We start from the raw sequence: 16,999 nt of genomic DNA, 5'->3' as shown, positions 1-16,999 counted from the left end.
GGGCCTAAGGCTATGGATTCGGCCTTAAACCTTCACCGAGTAGCGCTTCGAGATCAGGCGGGCGCCAATCATCAGGATCGCCACGAGCAGCACCAGGGTCAGTGCGGAGCCCCACAGGCGCTCCAGCACGAACTCGTTACTGCCTGCGCCATACAGGTCAACCATGTACAGCGGCAGGGACTGCTGGCCACCTTGGAACGGGTTCCAGTTGATCTTGGTAGTGGAGCCAACCAGGATCAGCACCGGTGCGGACTCGCCCATCACGCGGGCGACGGCCAGCATGATGCCGGTGACGATGCCGGACAGTGCAGTCGGGAGGACAATCTTCACGATTGTCTTCCACTTCGGCACACCCAGTGCGTAGGAGGCCTCGCGCAGGTCCATTGGAACCACGCGCAGCATTTCTTCCGCGTTACGCACGATGATCGGAACCATCAGCAGCACCAGCGCCAGCGACACTGCGAAGCCGGAGCGCTCAAAGCCGAACATGGTGATCCACATCGCGTAGACGAACAGGGCGGCGACGATGGAGGGAACACCGGTCAAAATGTCGACCATGAAGGTCGTGATGCGACCGAGGAATCCGCCGCGGGAGTACTCCACCAGGTAGATAGCGGTGAACACGCCGATCGGGATGGAGAGTGCGGAAGTAACCAGAACTTGCATCAAGGTACCGATGATGGCGTGGACTGCACCACCACCGGCCTTGTTACGCGGCTGGCCGACCATGTCGTACATCCACCAGTCGGGGTTAAGAATGGCGGGCAGACCTTCGCCGACGACCTTGATCAAGACCCACAGCAGTGGGACCAGGGCTAGCGCCATGGCGAAGTAGATGATGACGGTGGCGAACTTGTCGACCGCCTTACGCTTACCAGAAATCTGGGTAAACAGCTCGGAGGACGAAGAGGACTTCTTGTTTTCTACAGTTGCTGCATCAGTCATTGTTCTCTTCTCCTACTTCTTCGCCACAACGGCACGGGCGGCAGCGTTGACCAAGAAGGTCAACAGGAACAGGACGAGGCCGGCGGAGATGTAGGCACCCGCCTTCAGCTCGTCGTTGAACTCCGGCGCGGCCGCGGCGATGGCCGTTGCGAAGGTCGTACCGCCGTCCATCAGAGAGCCACGGAAGTCCGGTGCACTGGCGATAACCATGTACAGTGCCATGGTCTCACCCAACGCACGGCCCAGACCCAGCATTGCACCGGAGATGTAGCCGGACAGGCCGAAGGGCAGCACGGTCATGCGGACGACTTCCCAGCGGGTTGCACCCAGGGCCAGTGCGGCCTCGACGTGCCCCTTCGGGGTTTGCACGAAGACCTCACGGGTGGTGGCGGCGATGACCGGCAGGATCATGATTGCCAGGACGATGCCACCGGTGAAGATGTTTCGAGAGGTAGAGAACGGCGGGGAGCTACCCTGCTGGTGGTTGAACAGGAAGAAACCGCCGGCCCAACCGGACAGCCACTCGAAGAAGTCACCCAGCGCCGGGCCGAGGACATAAGCGCCCCAAATACCGAACACGATGGAGGGCACTGCGGCCAGCAAGTCGATCATGAAGCCCAGGGGCTTGATGAAACGCTTCGGGCAGTAGTTAGACAGGAAGATCGCAATGCCCAGTGCAACCGGCATGGCCAGGAGCAGGGCGACGATGGAAACCAGGACGGTGGTGAAGAACAGGTTCGGGATACCGAACTGCATCCATCCGCCGTCGTTGTTGGTGTAGTCGGTGTTCCAGCGCTCACCGTAGGTGAAGAAGCTGAAAATTCCGTCGCGCAGGCGGTTCAGCGCGGGGACTGCCTGCATGATCAGGAACAAGCCGATCAGACCGATGATCACGGTGATCAGGATTGAGGAGGTCTTTGCCAGCGTTTCGAAAACAACATCGCCAGGGCGCTTAACGCTGCCACCGCCGGAGCGCTGGCTATCCTGCACCAACTGGCGATCCTGCTTCGGCTGAGGGGCGTCGCCCTCTGCCTTTGCGGACTTGGCGACCTCAACCTTATTGGCGTTTGCCATGAGGGATCCTTAAAAGGTCGTTATTCAATACCAGAATAAAATTGAAAAGTGTTTCGCGTCACTGTAGTTGCCGTATTCAGACCGTAACCCCCGATCGAAGAACGAGCGGGGGTTACTTCTTTGCCTGAGCGGCTGTGAATACTACTTCAGAGCGTCGACAGACTCTTCCAGCTTGGACTTGAACTCGCCGTCCACCGGGATGTAACCCTGGTCAGCCAGGTCATCGTTCTGGTTGTCCAGGATGGTGTTCAGGAAGTTCTTAACCAGCTTCGCGGTGTTGTCGTCGTAGCCAGCGGAGCAGACGATCTCGTAGGTGGTCAGAACCAGCGGGTACTCATCCTCGCCGTTCATGGCGTACAGCTTGTCAGCGTCGACAACCAGGTCGTTGCCCTCGCCGGAGAACTCAGCCTCACCCAGAGCCTTGTTGACGTTGTCCTTGTTCAGCTCAACCGGGCCGGAACCAAAGTCGATCTTGGCGATGTTGACTTCGTCGAGCTCCTCGGCGAAGCCGGACTCAACGTAGGTGATTGCGCCGTTGGTGGCTGCAACCTGGTCAGCAACACCCTTGGACTTCGGAGCACCGGTGCCGACCTTGGTCGGGAAGCTCTTGCCCTCAGAATCCCACTCACCGGTGGAAGCAGACAGGAACTTCTGGAAGTTGTCGGAGGTACCGGACTCGTCAGAGCGGTACACAACCTCGATCGGGTCGGACGGCAGGTCAACGCCCTCGTTCTCGGCCTTGATGGCCTCGTCGTCCCACTTCTTGATCTCACCCTTGAAGATCTTGGCAACGGTCTTGGTGGACAGGTTCAGCTCGTCCACGCCCTCCAGGTGGTAAGCGATTGCAACCGGGCCGATAACCATCGGCAGGTGCCATGCGTCGTTGCCGTCGCAGCGCTTCTTGGCGTCCTCGATCTGGTCGTCCTTCAGCGGGGAGTCGGAACCAGCGAAGTCAGCCTGGCCAGCGATGAACTTCTTCTGGCCGTCACCGGAACCAGAAGCGTTGTAAGCCAGGGTAGCGCCGGTGCTGGAGAAAGCCGGGCCGAAGATGTTCTGGATTGCGTTGTCCTGAGAGGAAGCGCCTTCGCCGCGCAGTTCGCCGGTGGCCTCTTCCATCTCGCGGGAGCCTTCGCCGCTGCCGCCTTCGTTGTTGTCAGCGTTGGAGCAGCCGGTCAGGATCAGGGAACCAGCAAACAGGGTTGCAGCTGCAGCGCTGGCGCGCTTCATGGTGAACTTCACGAGGTTTTCCTCCGAAAAATTGTCAGAAGTACAGAAAAGTGTCTTACAGGAGAAGCTCGCAGTTGTAGGAGCCACTCTTGCGTCACCAAGAAAGTTAATCGGCGCTTATGGATTTAAAGAGTGCTGTAAGTGAACAGCAGGTGAACAACAGCATTCATGCAGAACAGGCAACTTTCTCGGTTCAGAATGAGTCGCTAAAGCACCCCCAAAACCACACCTAAGCGCCACCCCCATGTGACGGAAAGGGTCCTGATTTAACTCACAGTTAACCTACAGTGAAGCAGAACCCGCTTCACCCTTAGCAATACGCGGCAAGTGGGCATAAACGTTTCTCAGGTGGTACCGATGAACAGTTAAGGCTTCTCGCTCCTTAACCCCACTACTTAGAGACACCCACGGTAAACCACATCGGTGTGCACGACCTCAAAGCCGAGTCGTTTATATGTGGAAACCGCAGGCGCGTTGTCTCCCTCCACATACAACTCAATGCGACCGCAACCATTATCCAGGAGCAACTTCATACCCAGCTGCGTGATCGCCTGCCCCAGTCCCCTACCGCGGGCATCGTCAGCGAGGCACACGACGTATACCTCACCCGCCCGCTCGCCGGCATCCTTTTCCTTCTCCTCCAGCGGGATCTTCGTCCAGTGGAAGCCCACCAGGCGGAACACATCGTCGTTCCCCTCGCCCCCATCGGCCGCACAGGGAATGCCCACCCGCTCGGCAGCGGAGTTTTCATCCCGCACCCACAGCATCAGGACCGCATCCGGATCGAACCAATTAGTGTCCCGAGCAGAACGCAGGTGGTCTACGTCCCAGCCGCCTTGCTCGGGGTGCCATGCGAAGGCCTCGTTATTGACGCGCACCCACTCGGCATCCACGGAATCTGCATCAAAGCGCGCCACGGATTCGGTGTAGGTCAGAACCTCAATGTCCTGTTCCTCGCAGCGTTTTTCGGCCTCTGCACCACCCGCCTCAATAGCCCTGGCTGCCTTTGTCGCCGGCGCGCAGTCCAGCGACATCTTCAGCAGTTCACGGGTGCGGCGGGCATCCAGCGATTCCACAAAGCGCTGGGCACCGGCGGAATCCCCGTGTGCCCAGACGTCAATCGCACCGGTCACGCCCAACTGGTCGCGCAGAGCTTCGAACAGGGCGATTCCCACCCCACTGTGGCGAACCTCCGGGGCAACGGCCAACTCAATCATGCGGTCCGGGTCGATCGCCAGCACGCCGACCACGCGGTCGCTATTCCTTGCCACTACGTGCTTGTGGCCGCGGTTCTCGTCAATGCCACGCAGAAAAGCTTCACTGATCGCAGGCACCCCATCTGCCTCAGCGACTTCACCCAGCACCTCGTGAACCCCCTCCAACACCTCAGAGTGCTCCCACAGGTCTTCAAATGTGTCGTAGGTAATAGCCATGCCCCCAATTGTCCCTCACTTTCGGCATTTTTGGGGTCGTTTTCGACGGTTTCTTAACGCTTCACTGAGATTGCGGCGGCGGAGGCGTGGCGTCATAAAGAAGGAACAAGGGCACCTAGTAACCTGTAGGAAGCGACGAAGAGACTCGAGAAGGGGGCCAGCCAGGTGAAGAAGATCGCAATCCGCGGCGCGCTCGCCCTCGTGCTGGTGCTGCTCGTGGCGCTGATCGCCGATAACGTGATCGCCGCCCGCGCCGAACACAAGATCTCCGAAGCGCTATACGCCGACTCGAACCTAGCCAACCCACCCAAGGTGCAGGTGGCGGGCTTCCCCTACACCGGCGCCGCGCTAGGCCACGAGATCCAAGCCGTCACCGTCGTCGCCAACGACGTCGATGTGCCGGGCTTCGGCCTGATGAGCGTACAAACCTCGGCGCAGTATATAACTGTCTCCGCAGACGATGTTTTCAACGGCACCATCGAAAACGCCCCGGCACGCAAGGTCTTTACCCGCCTGCAGCTGGACGGCGTGCTGCTGGGCAACCGCATGGGCATCGAGGCCCTGCAGATCCAGAACCTCGACGACATCTCGCCCCGCGGTGGCTGGGAGACCGAAGCCATCTTCGAGGGCAAACCGAAGGGCTTCGCCAAACCCGCGAAGGTCGAGGTAAAGCTGCGCATTGTCGAGGGCACTATGGTGATCACCCCGACCAAGATCCTCTCCGTCCCCGACGGGCTGGACATCAAGGCCAAGAACGTCACCGACGAAGCCACACTCGATCCGGACATCGAAAAGCGGGTTAATGACGCCTTTAGTTTGAGCATCCCGGGCAAAGAACTACCCATGCGGGGCGACCCGGAACGGATCTTCGTCTCCGGCGGCTCAGTGTTCGTCGAAGCCTCGCAGGTATACACGAAGATCAGCTTGTCCGATTTGGCTCCGCGATCCCGACCCTTGAGTGAAGAAGAACTCCCCAGCCTATAGTCTTAAGGGCATGGCTGAAGAAGAAAAGAAGAAGTTCAAGGTAGACGCTAACGAAGCGGTAAACCTGGCCGCCGAGCAATCCAAGTCCACCAGCGACAAGAACCTGCCGGAATTCGGCGACATGCCCATCCCCGATGACACAGCCAACCTGCGCAAGGGCCCCAACCTGCACGACGGTCTGCTGGCACTGCTGCCGCTGATCGGCGTGTGGCGTGGCCAGGGTCAGGCGGCGCCTCCCGGCGAGGAGGAGTTCACCTTCGGCCAGCAGGTCGTCTTCGCCCACGACGGCGAGAACCGCATCAGCTACGATTCCCGCACCTGGCGCATGGACGACGACGGGCAGCCGACGGAGACCCCCGGCCGCCGCGAGTCCGGCTTCCTGCGCATCAACGATGACGATGAGATCGAGATGATCCTCACCCACTCCGACGGCATGGTGGAGATCCTGTACGGCAGCCCGCTGAACGAGCGCGCCTGGCAGCTGGAAAGTGCCTCGACGATGGCGACGGCCACCGGTCCGACGAACCTCGGGCCGGGCAAGCGCCTCTACGGCCTGATGCCGAACAACGACCTCGGCTGGGTCGACGAGCGCCTCATCGACGGCGAGATGGTGCCCTGGCAGTCCGCGCAGCTTTCCCGCGTGGTCGGCTAGGTCGCTTAACAGTAGTCGGCTAGCCGACTAGCCGGTCACGGCCTCCCAGGCCATCTTTTCCACCTCGTCGGCAACTGCTGGACGGGGCAGCTGGATACCGTCTAGTTCTGTCACCCGTGCGTGCACGCGCACGGAGGAGACCAGCCACACGCCGGCAGCGGCTGTGAGGTCCTCGACCCGCAGAACACGTTCCTCGGTGCCCCATCCGCGCTGCTCGGCCAGCTTAAATAGCGCGGCCTGCGAGGTTCCCTTCAGAATTCCCACGTGGCTCGGCGGGGTGACGAGCTTCTTCTCCCCCGTAGCCGGGTTCACCTCCGCGACAACTACGGTCGAGGTCGGCCCCTCCAGCACGAGCCCCTCGTCAGACAGGAAGATCACGTCGTCTACCCCGCGGGCCTTCGCGCTGCGCAGGGCGGCCATGTTGGCTGCATAGGATAGCGTCTTCGCGCCGATCAGCGCCCACGGGGAACGCTCCGATAGGTCGATGCGGAAGCCCCGCTCGGCCGTCATCACCCGCACGCCGTGCTCCCGGTCGTGCAGCACGTGCTCGCTGACCGGTGCCACCGTGACCCAGCCCGTCGGCTGGCCCGTGGATTCCCGTCCGCGGGAGTAGACCCAGCGCAGCGCGGCCTCCTGCCCCGGCCCGTTCTTCTCCTCGAAGTCGGCCACGGCAATGTCGGTGGCGCGGAACCAGCGCTCCAGGTTCGGTTTCGGCAGATCCAACATCGCGGAGCTGTTGAGGAAGCGTGTGGCGTGGCGCTCGCGGTTGCGCACGTTGCCGCCGCGCAGCATGAAGGTCTCGAATACCCCGTCGCCGCGCACGGCGGCCAGGTCGTCTGCATAAATCATCGGCACGGTCGCGTCCCGAACCTGCGGATCGTGGGCGGGGGCTGCTGTGCCAGCGCCCATACCGGCCCCGTCCTCACCCAGGACGTCAACGACCACGAATTTTGCTTCCTGATTGCTCATGTTGCTCATTCTATTCCCGCACTGTTCCCGGGCGTTTTACAAGCCCCGTAGATCACTGCCATTGGCATGCCAGCCCCACCCCGTCCTACGATGGGGGTGTGTTTGATCTGACTCACAGCCCGATCGTCGACCACGCACCTGCCGCCAGCCCGCTGACCGGCAGTGAGGCCACCGAAGCTCAGAGAAGCGCCACTGCCTGGCACTACGGCAACCCCCTCACCGAGCAGTCTCGCGTAAACGACGGCAAGCCCGGCCTTGTGGATTTTTGGGATCGCGTAGCCATCCGTGTCTCGGGCCCAGAGCGCCGCGATTGGCTCAACAACTTGATCTCCCAGAAAGTCAACGCCATGGAGCCCGGCCAGGCCACCTTCGGCCTAATTCTCGACGTCAAGGGCCACATCGAGCACTTCTTCGGCATCCTCGCCACCGACGACGCGCTGATCCTCGACACCCCAGCCACCCATGCCGACGCGCTCGAGGACTATCTGAGCAAGATGGTCTTCTGGTCGCAGGTCTCCGTCGAGCGCCTGTCGTGGGCGCGACTCACGGTGATCGGCACGGACCTCGCCGCGGATTCTTCGCTCTTTTCTAAGGACGCCACCTCCTCCGCCGCCCTGCCCGCTCACCTGAGTCTCGACGTTCCGGAAGATATCGATCTGCAACTGTGGAGGGCCCGGACTATCGGCGAGATCCAGGCCCTCGACCTGTGGGTTCCCCGAGAAAGCTTCACCCACGCCTGGGACGAGCTGACTAATGTCGCACAGCCCACCGGGCGCATGGCCTACGACGCATTCCGCGTGCAGGCACGCCTTCCGATCCCGGGCGTGGATACCGACGAGCGCGCCATCCCCCACGAGGTTCCCGCCTTCATCGGCAAGGGAATCAGCGGCGCCACCCAGCTGGACGACGTTTCCGCCGGCCCCACCGAGGCCGCCGTGCACCTGAACAAGGGCTGCTACCGGGGGCAGGAGACGGTTTCCCGAGTGCATAACCTGGGCAAATCCCCGCGAGTGCTGGTGATGCTGCACCTCGACGGATCCGCCAACCGACTGCCCGGCGTGGGCACCGAGCTCACTGCGGGTGGCCGCGGAATCGGCCGGGTTGGATCCAGCGTGCACGATTGCGACTACGGGCCGATCGCGCTGGCTTTGGTGAAACGGAATGTGGTGGAGAAGGTGGCGTCCAAAAACAGCGACGTACCCCCGCTACTCGCCGACGGGATCGACGTATCGATCGACCCCAGCGACCTTGCGAATGCAACGGGAGACAACTCGATCCGACCGGGGCGAGCGGCGATCAACCGGCTGCGCGGAAAAAATTAGAAAACCCTCACATTGGCTTGCCCCCTTGGCCATGCAATGATTGCGCAGGTCACAGGGTTATTCGACGTGGGAACCCCCGCGCCCGCGCCGTTGGCGGGAGGGGGCTTTTGGGAAAAAACGATTGCTAACCGCTATGGTGTAGGGCAGGAAGAAACTTAACTTGTAAACGAAAAGGGTGGCCGAACTCCCGCGCCACTCGAGGACACCGCAAGGGGGTCAGGCCATGGGTCGCGGCCGTGCCAAGGCAAAGCAAGCCAAGGTTGCTCGTCAGTTGAAGTACAACGCTCCGGAAATGGATCTGGAGAGGCTACAGAGGGAACTCTCTGGCCAGTCGCAGAACCGGGGTTCCGGTTCCCGCGACGGTAGCGAGTACGACGAGTACGAGGATGACTACAGCGATTACGCTGCAGAATACGACGACTACAGCGACGAGTACGCCGACGACTACGAGGACAAATACTCCAACGGGTCGCGGTAAAAGCCAACCTATTCGCTAGAAAACTCCCGCAGCTGGTGCTTTCGGAAAGCACAGCGCGGGAGTTTTTCTTGGCCTGAGCCCCGTTGGGACCCAGTTCAGCCAACTTAGATCTAGTTCACGGGGCTGCGGTACTCGCCATCCAAGATCGCGCCGGACTGGCCGTCCTGTGCCGGGCGAACCTCGCCCAGGCGCCAGGCATCGATGTGGCGGGCGGTCAGCATCGCCAGGGCGCGCTCGGCATCATCTTCCGCCACGACGGCGACCATGCCCACACCCATGTTGAAGGTCTTCTCCATCTCCTCCTGCGAGACCTGGCCTTCCTCCTGGATCAGGCGGAAGATCGGGCCAGGGGTCCAGGAAGAACGCTCCAACTCTGCGACCAGGCCATCCGGGATCACGCGCCCCAGGTTGGCGGCCAGGCCACCGCCGGTGATGTGGGCGAAGGTGTGAACGTCACACTCGCTGGCCAGCTTCAGGCAATCGAGGGCGTAGATGCGGGTAGGCTCCAGCAGCTCCTCCCCCAGCGTGCGGCCGAGGGATTCGATGTGTCCGTCCAGCGACAGCTGCTTGGTATCCAGCAGCACGTGGCGAGCCAGGGAGTAGCCGTTGGAGTGCAGGCCAGAGGAGGCCATGGCAATCACCACGTCACCCGGTCGAACGCGATCCGGCCCCAGCAGGTTAGCCTCTTCAACCACGCCGACGGAGGTGGCGGAGACGTCGTACTCGTGCGGCTCCATCACGCCCGGGTGCTCGGCAGTTTCGCCGCCCAGCAGCGCACAGCCGGCTTCCTCGCAGCCCGCGGCGATGCCGGAGACGATGCTGGCAACGTGCTCGGGCACGACCTTGCCGATGGCGATGTAATCCTGCAGGAACAGCGGTTCGGCGCCGCAGACCACCAGGTCATCCACGCACATGGCGACCAGGTCGCGGCCGATCGTATCGTGCTTGTCCATCGCCTGGGCCACGGCCAGCTTGGTGCCCACGCCGTCGGAGGACGCGGCCAACAGCGGCTTCTCGTAGTCCCCCAGCGCGAACAGGCCGGCGAAGCCACCGAGCCCGCCGCGCACCTCGGGGCGGGTGGCCTTCTTAGCCAGCGGTGCGAAAAGCTCTACCGCGCGATCGCCGGCCTCAATGTCTACGCCGGCAGCTGCGTACGATGCGCCCTCTGCCTGCTTCGGGGTGTTATCGGGGTGCTCACTCATGGCTTGTCCTTGCTTTCTTAATTCTTCGCCTGCTGCTTCAGCATCGTTTCTACCAACGCCGTGTTCGGGTTATCGCTCGGCATGCCCAGTGGGAACACGCCGTCGAAGCACGCCGCGCACAGCTCGTCGCTGCTTTGTTGTGACGCCTCAATCATCGCCTCGGTCGAAACGAATGCTAGGGAATCCGCGTCGATCTCCCGGCGAATTCCCTCCACCGGATCCGAAGGATCCACATTATTCGCAATCAGCTCGGTGGGCGAGGCGAAATCAATGCCGTAGAAACACGGCCACTTTACAGGCGGCGAGGCGATACGGACGTGCACTTCCTTCGCCCCGGCCTCGCGCAGCATTTTAATCAGCGCGCGCTGGGTGTTTCCGCGGACGATGGAATCGTCCACCACGACCAGGCGCTTACCCTCGATGACCTCGCGCAGTGGGTTCAGCTTCAGGCGGATGCCCAGTTGGCGGATGGTTTGCGACGGCTGGATGAAGGTGCGCCCCACATAGGCGTTCTTCATCAACCCCTGGCCAAAGGGGATGTGCGAGGCCTGGGCGTAGCCCACCGCCGCGGGAGTTCCGGACTCCGGCACCGGAATCACCAGGTCACCCTCCGCCGGAGCCTCCTCGGCCAGCTTGCGGCCGATCTCCAGGCGGGTGCCGTTCACCGACCGGCCACGGATGACGGAATCGGGGCGAGCTAGGTAGACGTACTCGAACACGCAGCCCTTGTGCTTGGTCTCCGCGAAGCGGCGGGAACGCACGCCGTCACCGTCGATGGCCACCAGCTCGCCGGGCTCGACGTCACGGATGAAACGCGCGCCCACGATGTCCAGCGCTGCGGTTTCGGAGGCAACGACCCAGCCGCCACTGGCCAGCTGACCGATCGACAGCGGGCGCACACCCTGCGGGTCGCGGACAGCGTACAGTGCTTCGCCATCGGTAAATAGCACACAGAAAGCACCCTTGACCTTTGGGAACAGCTCCATGGCCGCTTCCTCCACGCCGTGTCCCTCACGGGTGTCGGCGGCCAGCAGGGCGCACATGACCAGCGAATCAGAGGGGTTGTCCTTCGGATCCACCAGACCCAACCGGGCGGCCTCCTGGGTGAGCTCACGGTGGTTCACCAGATTGCCGTTGTGGCCCAGAGCCACGTCGGTTCCGTCGGGAGCCATGCGGAACATGGGCTGAGCATTCTCCCAGCTGTTGCCGCCAGCAGTGGTGTAGCGGTTGTGCCCCATGCCAATGTGCCCCTTGAGGGCCTCGAGCGACTGCTCGTCGAACACCTGGCTGACCAGACCCAGATCCTTGAACACAACGATCTGGTCGCCATCCCCCACTGCGATGCCCGCGGCCTCCTGGCCACGGTGCTGCAGGGCGTACAGGCCGTAGTACGTCAGTTTGGAGACGTCCTCCCCCGGCGCCCATACCCCGAATACGCCACATTCCTCCCGGGGCTCAGTTTCGCCCCGGTCGTCGAACGGGCTCAGCAACGGTTCTGCCTCTGCTTGTTTTCTCTGGCCTTGAATGTTTGCCACTATGCCGACTCTACTAGCCCATCCGCACTAACCCAAAGGGATGCCCTGTCGCCGGCGGAGCGGGCTCACATTCTCAACAGCGGAAGGTGCTCGGCGATGGCGGAGGCGCGGGTGCCGGAAGTGTCGGCGTCCGAACCAAAAAGATCCTCAATCCCCATAACCAAGCGCAGCCACGTAATCGGCGAGCACTGCACCACATTGGGCGGAGTGCCACGGCGATGCTCCAAGCCCTCTATGCACTGGATGGCGGCGAAGGGAGGAACGCGCACCTCGACGGAATGGCCGGGGGCCAGCTCCTCCAGGACAGCCGCGGACAGGCGAACCGCCGCAGCTACGTCGGCACGTGGCGGACGAGGCTGCTCCACGGGGTTGTCCACCCAGGGCAATACCGCTTCAACGGCGTTGCGAGCAGCAGCGGATAGTTCCGGGCCATGTAAATGCTTCATGCCTGGGAATTGTAGTGCTGAAATGTAGTGCTCTATCGAACGCCGAAGTGTGGGGCGCGTTAGTATTGGGGAGTTGAATACGAAAGAAGTACAGGGAATTTAGTACAGGGAATTTAAGGAAGGCAGTGACCCGTGGCGGAAAGCGCAGAAAACACCACCCCAAGCGAGCACAATGCAGCTGATAACACGGCGGAGGCTCCCCAAGAGCGCAGCCCGAAGGTGACGCTGCGCTTCCTCGCCGCTCCGACGGACGTGCTGATGGCAGGGGCGATGGGTGTGCACGGTGGGCGCGTACTGGAGTGGATCGATAAGGCTGCCTACGCCTGCGCCGTCGGCTGGGCTCAGTCTTACTGCGTTACCGCCTACGTGGGCCACATTCACTTCACCCGCCCGATCCCCTCGGGTCACATGGTGGAAGTCCGCAGCCGCATTGCCTACACCGGCCGCAGCTCCATGCACATCGTCAACGAAGTGCTGTCCGCCGACCCGCGCGAGGGCGTGTTCACCCGCGCCTGCGACTGCCTGGTGATCTTCGTCGCCCTGGACGAAAACGGTAAGTCCAAGCAGATCCCCTCCTACGTGCCGACCACCGACGAGGAAAAGCGCGTGGAAGATGCCGCGCTTTCCCGCATCCAGCTGCGCAAGGCCATCGAAGAGGAGATGCTCCGCCAGACCTACACCGAAAAGTCCACCGCGCCGGAGCTGGTGAACCGCTTCCTGGCCAAGCCGACGGACGTGAACTGGGGCGGCAACGTGCACGGTGGCACCGCCATGGAGTGGATCGACGAGGCGGCCACCGCCTGCACCATGCAGTGGACCGGTGAGCGCACCACCGCGGTGTACGCCGGCGGCATTCGCTTCTACCGCCCGGTGCACATCGGCGACCTCGTGGAGGTGGATGCACGCCTGGTGCGCACCGACGAGCGTTCGATGACGGTGATGGTGCACCTGCGCGCTGGCGACCCGCGCGAGGGCAAAGGCAACCTGCCGGTGGCCATCCACGCATCCATGACGTACATCGCTATCGACCTGGACGGTAACCCGCTGCAGGCTCGTAAGTACACGCCGGTGACCAGCGAGGATAAGCGCCTGGAGGAGCACGCCGCCACGCTGCGTAACCTGCGCAAGGAGTTCCTGCCGCGGCCGCTGGTGAGCCCCAGCAACCGCGACTTCCGCTTCGTGGAGTAAAACCGACCGCGGCGGTTAAGCACAGCAAAAGGGGCTCGCGACCATACCGGTCGCGGGCCCCCTTTCTCAGCTCTAGCTCTTCAGTGCCTTACTCTTCGACACCTTAGATGACGGAATTGTTGCCTGCCGCGTGGCTAAACAGCGCGGGCAGTGTGGACGTCCACGCATTCTCCGCCGCCTCCAGGGCGATAACGACGTCGAAGTCATCGTCATGCTGCTTGGCTGGGTCGAGCTCGATCTCCCCGCCGAACGGCAGCACCGGGTACACGCCGGAGCTAAAGCGAATGACCGGCTGGTCTGCCGCGTCGTTCACGCCGGTCAGGCCGATCCAGCCACCGGTCAGACCGGTCTCGGCCAGTTCGCGCATCAGGTCGCCGTAGTCCTCGCTGCGCACTGCCAGCAGCACACGGGAAGCGGTCTCGGAGAACAGCCCCACTGCCGCCTGCTGAGCCAGCGTGCGGCCCTCCACAGCGGCCGACTCGTGCTGGCTGAGCATCGGGTTCACGGCCACTCCGCGACCGGACTGGATTGCCAACTCCACGACAGCCTGCGACAGGCCACCCTCGGAGAGGTCGTGGGCGGCGACGATCTTGTCGCGCTGCGCGGTGATGAAGGCTCCCAGGCGTTGCTCCACGGACAGGTCCACCTGCGGTGGCATGCCGGCCAGTTCGTCGTGGACGACCTGCTGCCAGATGGAGCCGCCGAGCTCCTCGCGGGTCTCCGCGCCCACCAGAACCAGGTGGTACTCCTCCTGCTTCTCGCCCTCGGCAGCTGGCTTCGGCAGCTGCTGTGGAATCCGGCGGGCGCAGTCGTCAATGGTGCCCAGCACCGCGATGACCGGGGTCGGCAGAATTGCGGTCTCGCCGGTCTGGTTGTAGAAGGAGACGTTGCCGCCGGTAACCGGGATGGCCATCTCCTTACAGCCATCGGCCAGCCCGTGCACGGCCTCGCGGAACTGCCACATCACGCCCGGATCCTCCGGGGATCCGAAGTTCAGGCAGTTGGACACTGCCACCGGAGTGGAGCCCGTGACGGAGACGTTGCGGTAGGCCTCAGCCAGCGCCAGCTGGGCGCCGGTGCGGGGATCCAGGCGGGTGTAACGGCCGGAGGCGTCGGTAGAAACTGCGATGCCGCGACCGGTCTCCTCGTCGATGCGCAGCACACCCGCATCCGCATCCTTGGCCGCAACGGTGTTACCACGCACGTAGCGGTCGTACTGCTCGGTGATAAATTCGCGGGAGCACAGCGCCGGGGAGGCCGCCAGGTCCAGGATCTGTTGACGAACCTCCTGGGAGGTCTCCGGCAGCTCCACGCCGCGGACCTCGTTCAGCTCGTCCTGCTCCGCCGGGCGCTCGTAGGGGCGCTCGTAGACCGGGCCTTCCTCGGCCATGGTGTGCGCCGAAGCGTCCACCACGATCTCGCCGCAGTGCTCGATGACGAGGTGCTCGCCGTCGGTCACGCAGCCGATGTCGGAGGCCAGCACGTCCCACTTGCGGCAGATCTCCATGAACGCATCCACGTTCTCCGGCTCCACGATGGCGCACATGCGCTCCTGCGACTCGGAGGACAGGATCTCCGCGGCGGTCATGCCCTCGGCGCGCAGGTGCACGTTGTCCAGGTTGATGTGCATGCCGCCATCACCGGCGGAAGCCAGCTCTGCGGTTGCACAGGAAAGCCCGGCGCCACCGAGGTCCTGAATACCCACCACCACGTTGGCGCGGTACAGGTCCAGGCAGCACTCAATCAGTACCTTCTCCGCGAAGGGGTCGCCCACCTGCACGGCGGGCAGCTTGCGCTCTGCGCCTTCCTCAAAGGTGTCCGAGGCCAGCACGGACACGCCGCCGATGCCGTCCAAGCCCGTGCGGGAGCCGAAAAGGATCACTCGGTTGCCCTTGCCAGAGGCGAAGGCCAGCTTGAGGTCTTCGGTCTTCAAAGTGCCCACACACAGTGCATTTACCAGCGGGTTACCCGCGTAGGTGGCGTCAAAAACAGTCTCGCCGCCAATGTTCGGCAGACCCAGGGAGTTGCCATAACCGCCCACACCGGCGACCACGCCGGGCAGCACGCGCTGGGTATCCGGCAGGTCGGCCGGGCCGAAGCGCAGCTGATCCATCACGGCTACCGGGCGCGCGCCCATTGCCATGATGTCGCGGACGATGCCGCCCACGCCGGTGGCTGCGCCCTGGTAGGGCTCCACGTAGGAGGGGTGGTTGTGGGACTCAACCTTGAAGGTCACCGCGTGTCCATCGCCAATGTCGATCACGCCAGCGTTCTCACCGATACCGGCGAGCATCTTGGACTTCATCTCTTCGGTCGTGGTCTCACCGAAGTAGCGCAGGTGCGTCTTCGAGGACTTGTACGAGCAGTGCTCGGACCACATGACGGAGTACATGGCCAGCTCCGCGTCGGTCGGACGGCGGCCCAGCAGTTCCTTAATGCGCGCGTACTCGTCGTCCTTTAGGCCCAGCTCGTGATACGGCTGCTCCAGGTCCGGGTTGGCCTTAGCGTCGGCGACCGTGTCGTTGTGAATCATGAGGATCGGGTGCTCCTTGTAAGAAGAAAGATTAGGAAACGAGCGTGGACAGAACGGACTGGAACAGCCCCAGGCCATCCAAGGACGGGCCGGTCAGGGTTTCCACGGCGTGCTCCGGGTGTGGCATTAGGCCAACTACGCGACCGTTTTCGCTGCACACTCCGGCGATCGAGTTGCGGGAGCCGTTGTGGTTCTCGACGTAGCGGAACACCACGCGACCTTCGCCCTCCAGGCGCTCCAGCGTTTCCTCACTGGCCTGGAAGCGGCCCTCGCCGTGCTTCGACGGCACCAGGATCTTGGTGCCCTCGGCGAACTGGTTGGTCCATGCCGTGGAGGTGTTTTCCACGTCCAGGTAGATGTCGCGGCACACGAAGTGCAGCCCCTCGTTACGGGTGAGGGCGCCGGGCAGCAGGCCGGCTTCCTGCAGAATCTGGAAGCCGTTGCAGATCCCCAGCACCGGGGTACCGCGCTCCGCGGCAGCCACCACGGATTTCATTGCCGGGGCGATAGCGGCGATGGCACCGGCGCGCAGGTAGTCGCCGTAGGAAAAGCCTCCGGGAACAACCACAGCGTCGACGTTCTTCAGATCCTCGTCTGCGTGCCACAGCTCCACCGGCTCCGCACCCGCCAGGCGCACCGCGCGCACGGCATCGACATCGTCGAGGGTGCCGGGGAAGGTGATGACTCCAATGCGGCTGGTCACTTACTTAGCCTCCACATCTGCGCCTTCGATGACCACGTCGTAGTCCTCGATCACGGTGTTTGCCAGCAGGTCGGAGGCGATCTTCTCCAGATCCTCGCGCGAGACACCCTCGCCTACCTCCAGCTCAAAGCGCTTACCCTGGCGCACATCCTCCACTCCACTGATGCCGATTCGGCCCAGGGCGCGGACTACGGCCTGACCCTGCGGGTCGAGGATTTCCTTCTTGGGCATAACGTTGACGACAACACGAGCCATGGCTTCTACATTCTCCCAGCTTTGCGGTATTTTCCCGGTTGGTTACCGCCCCA

General features: G+C 62.9%; 16 protein-coding genes. 5 read left to right on the top strand and 11 right to left on the bottom strand.

The annotated features are described in order from the left end of the window. Positions 1 to 24: 24 nt before the first annotated feature. The 4 genes from pstA to mshD form a co-directional block, all read right to left on the bottom strand. Positions 25 to 945, bottom strand: a complete 921-nt coding sequence (pstA, locus tag JQ46_RS05300; protein WP_034986157.1) for a phosphate ABC transporter permease PstA — start codon at positions 943 to 945, stop codon at positions 25 to 27. A 12-nt stretch (positions 946 to 957) separates the two neighbouring features. After that, the gene (gene pstC, locus JQ46_RS05295; RefSeq protein WP_034986155.1) at positions 958 to 2,019 is read right to left on the bottom strand and encodes a phosphate ABC transporter permease subunit PstC; all 1,062 of its coding nucleotides are present in this window, start codon (positions 2,017 to 2,019) and stop codon (positions 958 to 960) included. 141 nt (positions 2,020 to 2,160) lie between these two features. Next, positions 2,161 to 3,246: a phosphate ABC transporter substrate-binding protein PstS gene (pstS, locus tag JQ46_RS05290; protein ID WP_034986180.1), complete on the bottom strand. Its 1,086-nt coding sequence runs from the start codon at positions 3,244 to 3,246 to the stop codon at positions 2,161 to 2,163. Between the two features lie 395 nt (positions 3,247 to 3,641). Continuing rightward, positions 3,642 to 4,679: a mycothiol synthase gene (gene mshD / locus JQ46_RS05285; protein ID WP_034986154.1), complete on the bottom strand. Its 1,038-nt coding sequence runs from the start codon at positions 4,677 to 4,679 to the stop codon at positions 3,642 to 3,644. 165 nt (positions 4,680 to 4,844) lie between these two features. On the opposite strand from mshD, the gene JQ46_RS05280 reads away from it, so the two are divergent. Then, entirely contained in the window at positions 4,845 to 5,663 is an 819-nt protein-coding gene (locus tag JQ46_RS05280) for a DUF2993 domain-containing protein (RefSeq protein ID WP_034986152.1), read from the top strand. A 10-nt stretch (positions 5,664 to 5,673) separates the two neighbouring features. After that, positions 5,674 to 6,315: an FABP family protein gene (locus tag JQ46_RS05275; RefSeq protein WP_034986150.1), complete on the top strand. Its 642-nt coding sequence runs from the start codon at positions 5,674 to 5,676 to the stop codon at positions 6,313 to 6,315. Between the two features lie 27 nt (positions 6,316 to 6,342). On the opposite strand, the gene JQ46_RS05270 is transcribed toward JQ46_RS05275, so the two are convergent. Beyond that, positions 6,343 to 7,293: an aminodeoxychorismate lyase gene (locus tag JQ46_RS05270; RefSeq protein ID WP_034986147.1), complete on the bottom strand. Its 951-nt coding sequence runs from the start codon at positions 7,291 to 7,293 to the stop codon at positions 6,343 to 6,345. An 89-nt stretch (positions 7,294 to 7,382) separates the two neighbouring features. Here JQ46_RS05270 and JQ46_RS05265 point away from each other — a divergent pair, with 89 nt between their 5' ends. Together JQ46_RS05265 and JQ46_RS05260 are read left to right on the top strand one after the other, a co-directional pair. Beyond that, on the top strand, positions 7,383 to 8,606 hold the full coding sequence (locus tag JQ46_RS05265; protein ID WP_051876260.1) for a YgfZ/GcvT domain-containing protein: 1,224 nt from the start codon (positions 7,383 to 7,385) through the stop codon (positions 8,604 to 8,606). Positions 8,607 to 8,829: 223 nt separating this feature from the next. Beyond that, positions 8,830 to 9,084 (top strand): DUF3073 domain-containing protein, encoded by a 255-nt coding sequence (locus JQ46_RS05260; protein WP_034986144.1) that lies wholly within the window; start codon positions 8,830 to 8,832, stop codon positions 9,082 to 9,084. Between the two features lie 110 nt (positions 9,085 to 9,194). Here JQ46_RS05260 and purM read toward each other — a convergent pair whose 3' ends face one another. From purM to JQ46_RS05245, 3 genes are all read right to left on the bottom strand, one after another. Continuing rightward, positions 9,195 to 10,286: a phosphoribosylformylglycinamidine cyclo-ligase gene (gene purM, locus JQ46_RS05255; RefSeq protein WP_034986142.1), complete on the bottom strand. Its 1,092-nt coding sequence runs from the start codon at positions 10,284 to 10,286 to the stop codon at positions 9,195 to 9,197. 17 nt (positions 10,287 to 10,303) lie between these two features. Continuing rightward, positions 10,304 to 11,776 carry an amidophosphoribosyltransferase gene (purF, locus tag JQ46_RS05250; RefSeq protein WP_155271103.1) on the bottom strand — a complete coding sequence of 491 codons (1,473 nt, stop codon included), beginning with the start codon at positions 11,774 to 11,776 and terminating at the stop codon, positions 10,304 to 10,306. A gap of 110 nt (positions 11,777 to 11,886) precedes the next feature. Further along, positions 11,887 to 12,267 carry a sterol carrier family protein gene (locus JQ46_RS05245; RefSeq protein WP_034986138.1) on the bottom strand — a complete coding sequence of 127 codons (381 nt, stop codon included), beginning with the start codon at positions 12,265 to 12,267 and terminating at the stop codon, positions 11,887 to 11,889. A 132-nt stretch (positions 12,268 to 12,399) separates the two neighbouring features. Here JQ46_RS05245 and JQ46_RS05240 point away from each other — a divergent pair, with 132 nt between their 5' ends. Beyond that, the gene (locus JQ46_RS05240; protein ID WP_034986136.1) at positions 12,400 to 13,455 is read left to right on the top strand and encodes a hotdog domain-containing protein; all 1,056 of its coding nucleotides are present in this window, start codon (positions 12,400 to 12,402) and stop codon (positions 13,453 to 13,455) included. Positions 13,456 to 13,558: 103 nt separating this feature from the next. Here the strand turns inward: JQ46_RS05240 and purL are convergent, their stop codons facing one another. From purL to purS, 3 genes are read right to left on the bottom strand one after another with little or no spacing between them, the layout of a single operon-like run. After that, positions 13,559 to 15,988 (bottom strand): phosphoribosylformylglycinamidine synthase subunit PurL, encoded by a 2,430-nt coding sequence (purL, locus tag JQ46_RS05235; RefSeq protein WP_034986134.1) that lies wholly within the window; start codon positions 15,986 to 15,988, stop codon positions 13,559 to 13,561. 31 nt (positions 15,989 to 16,019) lie between these two features. Then, positions 16,020 to 16,691, bottom strand: coding sequence for a phosphoribosylformylglycinamidine synthase subunit PurQ (gene purQ / locus JQ46_RS05230; protein WP_011273065.1), 672 nt, complete (start codon positions 16,689 to 16,691; stop codon positions 16,020 to 16,022). Continuing rightward, positions 16,692 to 16,946, bottom strand: coding sequence for a phosphoribosylformylglycinamidine synthase subunit PurS (purS, locus tag JQ46_RS05225; RefSeq protein WP_034986132.1), 255 nt, complete (start codon positions 16,944 to 16,946; stop codon positions 16,692 to 16,694). It lies immediately after the preceding gene. Positions 16,947 to 16,999 lie beyond the last annotated feature (53 nt).

It is taken from the genome of Corynebacterium jeikeium (assembly GCF_000738175.1).
Lineage (GTDB): Bacteria > Actinomycetota > Actinomycetes > Mycobacteriales > Mycobacteriaceae > Corynebacterium > Corynebacterium jeikeium_C.
This window is presented reverse-complemented; position numbering and strand designations above follow the sequence as displayed.

Bases quoted from the DNA above. Each gene is read 5' to 3' on its own strand.
- pstA (WP_034986157.1), bottom strand. From the start codon at position 945: ATGACTGATGCAGCAACTGTAGAAAACAAGAAGTCCTCTTCGTCCTCC.
- pstC (WP_034986155.1), bottom strand. From the start codon at position 2,019: ATGGCAAACGCCAATAAGGTTGAGGTCGCCAAGTCCGCAAAGGCAGAG.
- pstS (WP_034986180.1), bottom strand. From the start codon at position 3,246: ATGAAGCGCGCCAGCGCTGCAGCTGCAACCCTGTTTGCTGGTTCCCTG.
- mshD (WP_034986154.1), bottom strand. From the start codon at position 4,679: ATGGCTATTACCTACGACACATTTGAAGACCTGTGGGAGCACTCTGAG.
- JQ46_RS05275 (WP_034986150.1), top strand. From the start codon at position 5,674: ATGGCTGAAGAAGAAAAGAAGAAGTTCAAGGTAGACGCTAACGAAGCG.
- JQ46_RS05270 (WP_034986147.1), bottom strand. From the start codon at position 7,293: ATGAGCAACATGAGCAATCAGGAAGCAAAATTCGTGGTCGTTGACGTC.
- JQ46_RS05260 (WP_034986144.1), top strand. From the start codon at position 8,830: ATGGGTCGCGGCCGTGCCAAGGCAAAGCAAGCCAAGGTTGCTCGTCAG.
- purM (WP_034986142.1), bottom strand. From the start codon at position 10,286: ATGAGTGAGCACCCCGATAACACCCCGAAGCAGGCAGAGGGCGCATCG.
- JQ46_RS05245 (WP_034986138.1), bottom strand. From the start codon at position 12,267: ATGAAGCATTTACATGGCCCGGAACTATCCGCTGCTGCTCGCAACGCC.
- purL (WP_034986134.1), bottom strand. From the start codon at position 15,988: ATGATTCACAACGACACGGTCGCCGACGCTAAGGCCAACCCGGACCTG.
- purS (WP_034986132.1), bottom strand. From the start codon at position 16,946: ATGGCTCGTGTTGTCGTCAACGTTATGCCCAAGAAGGAAATCCTCGAC.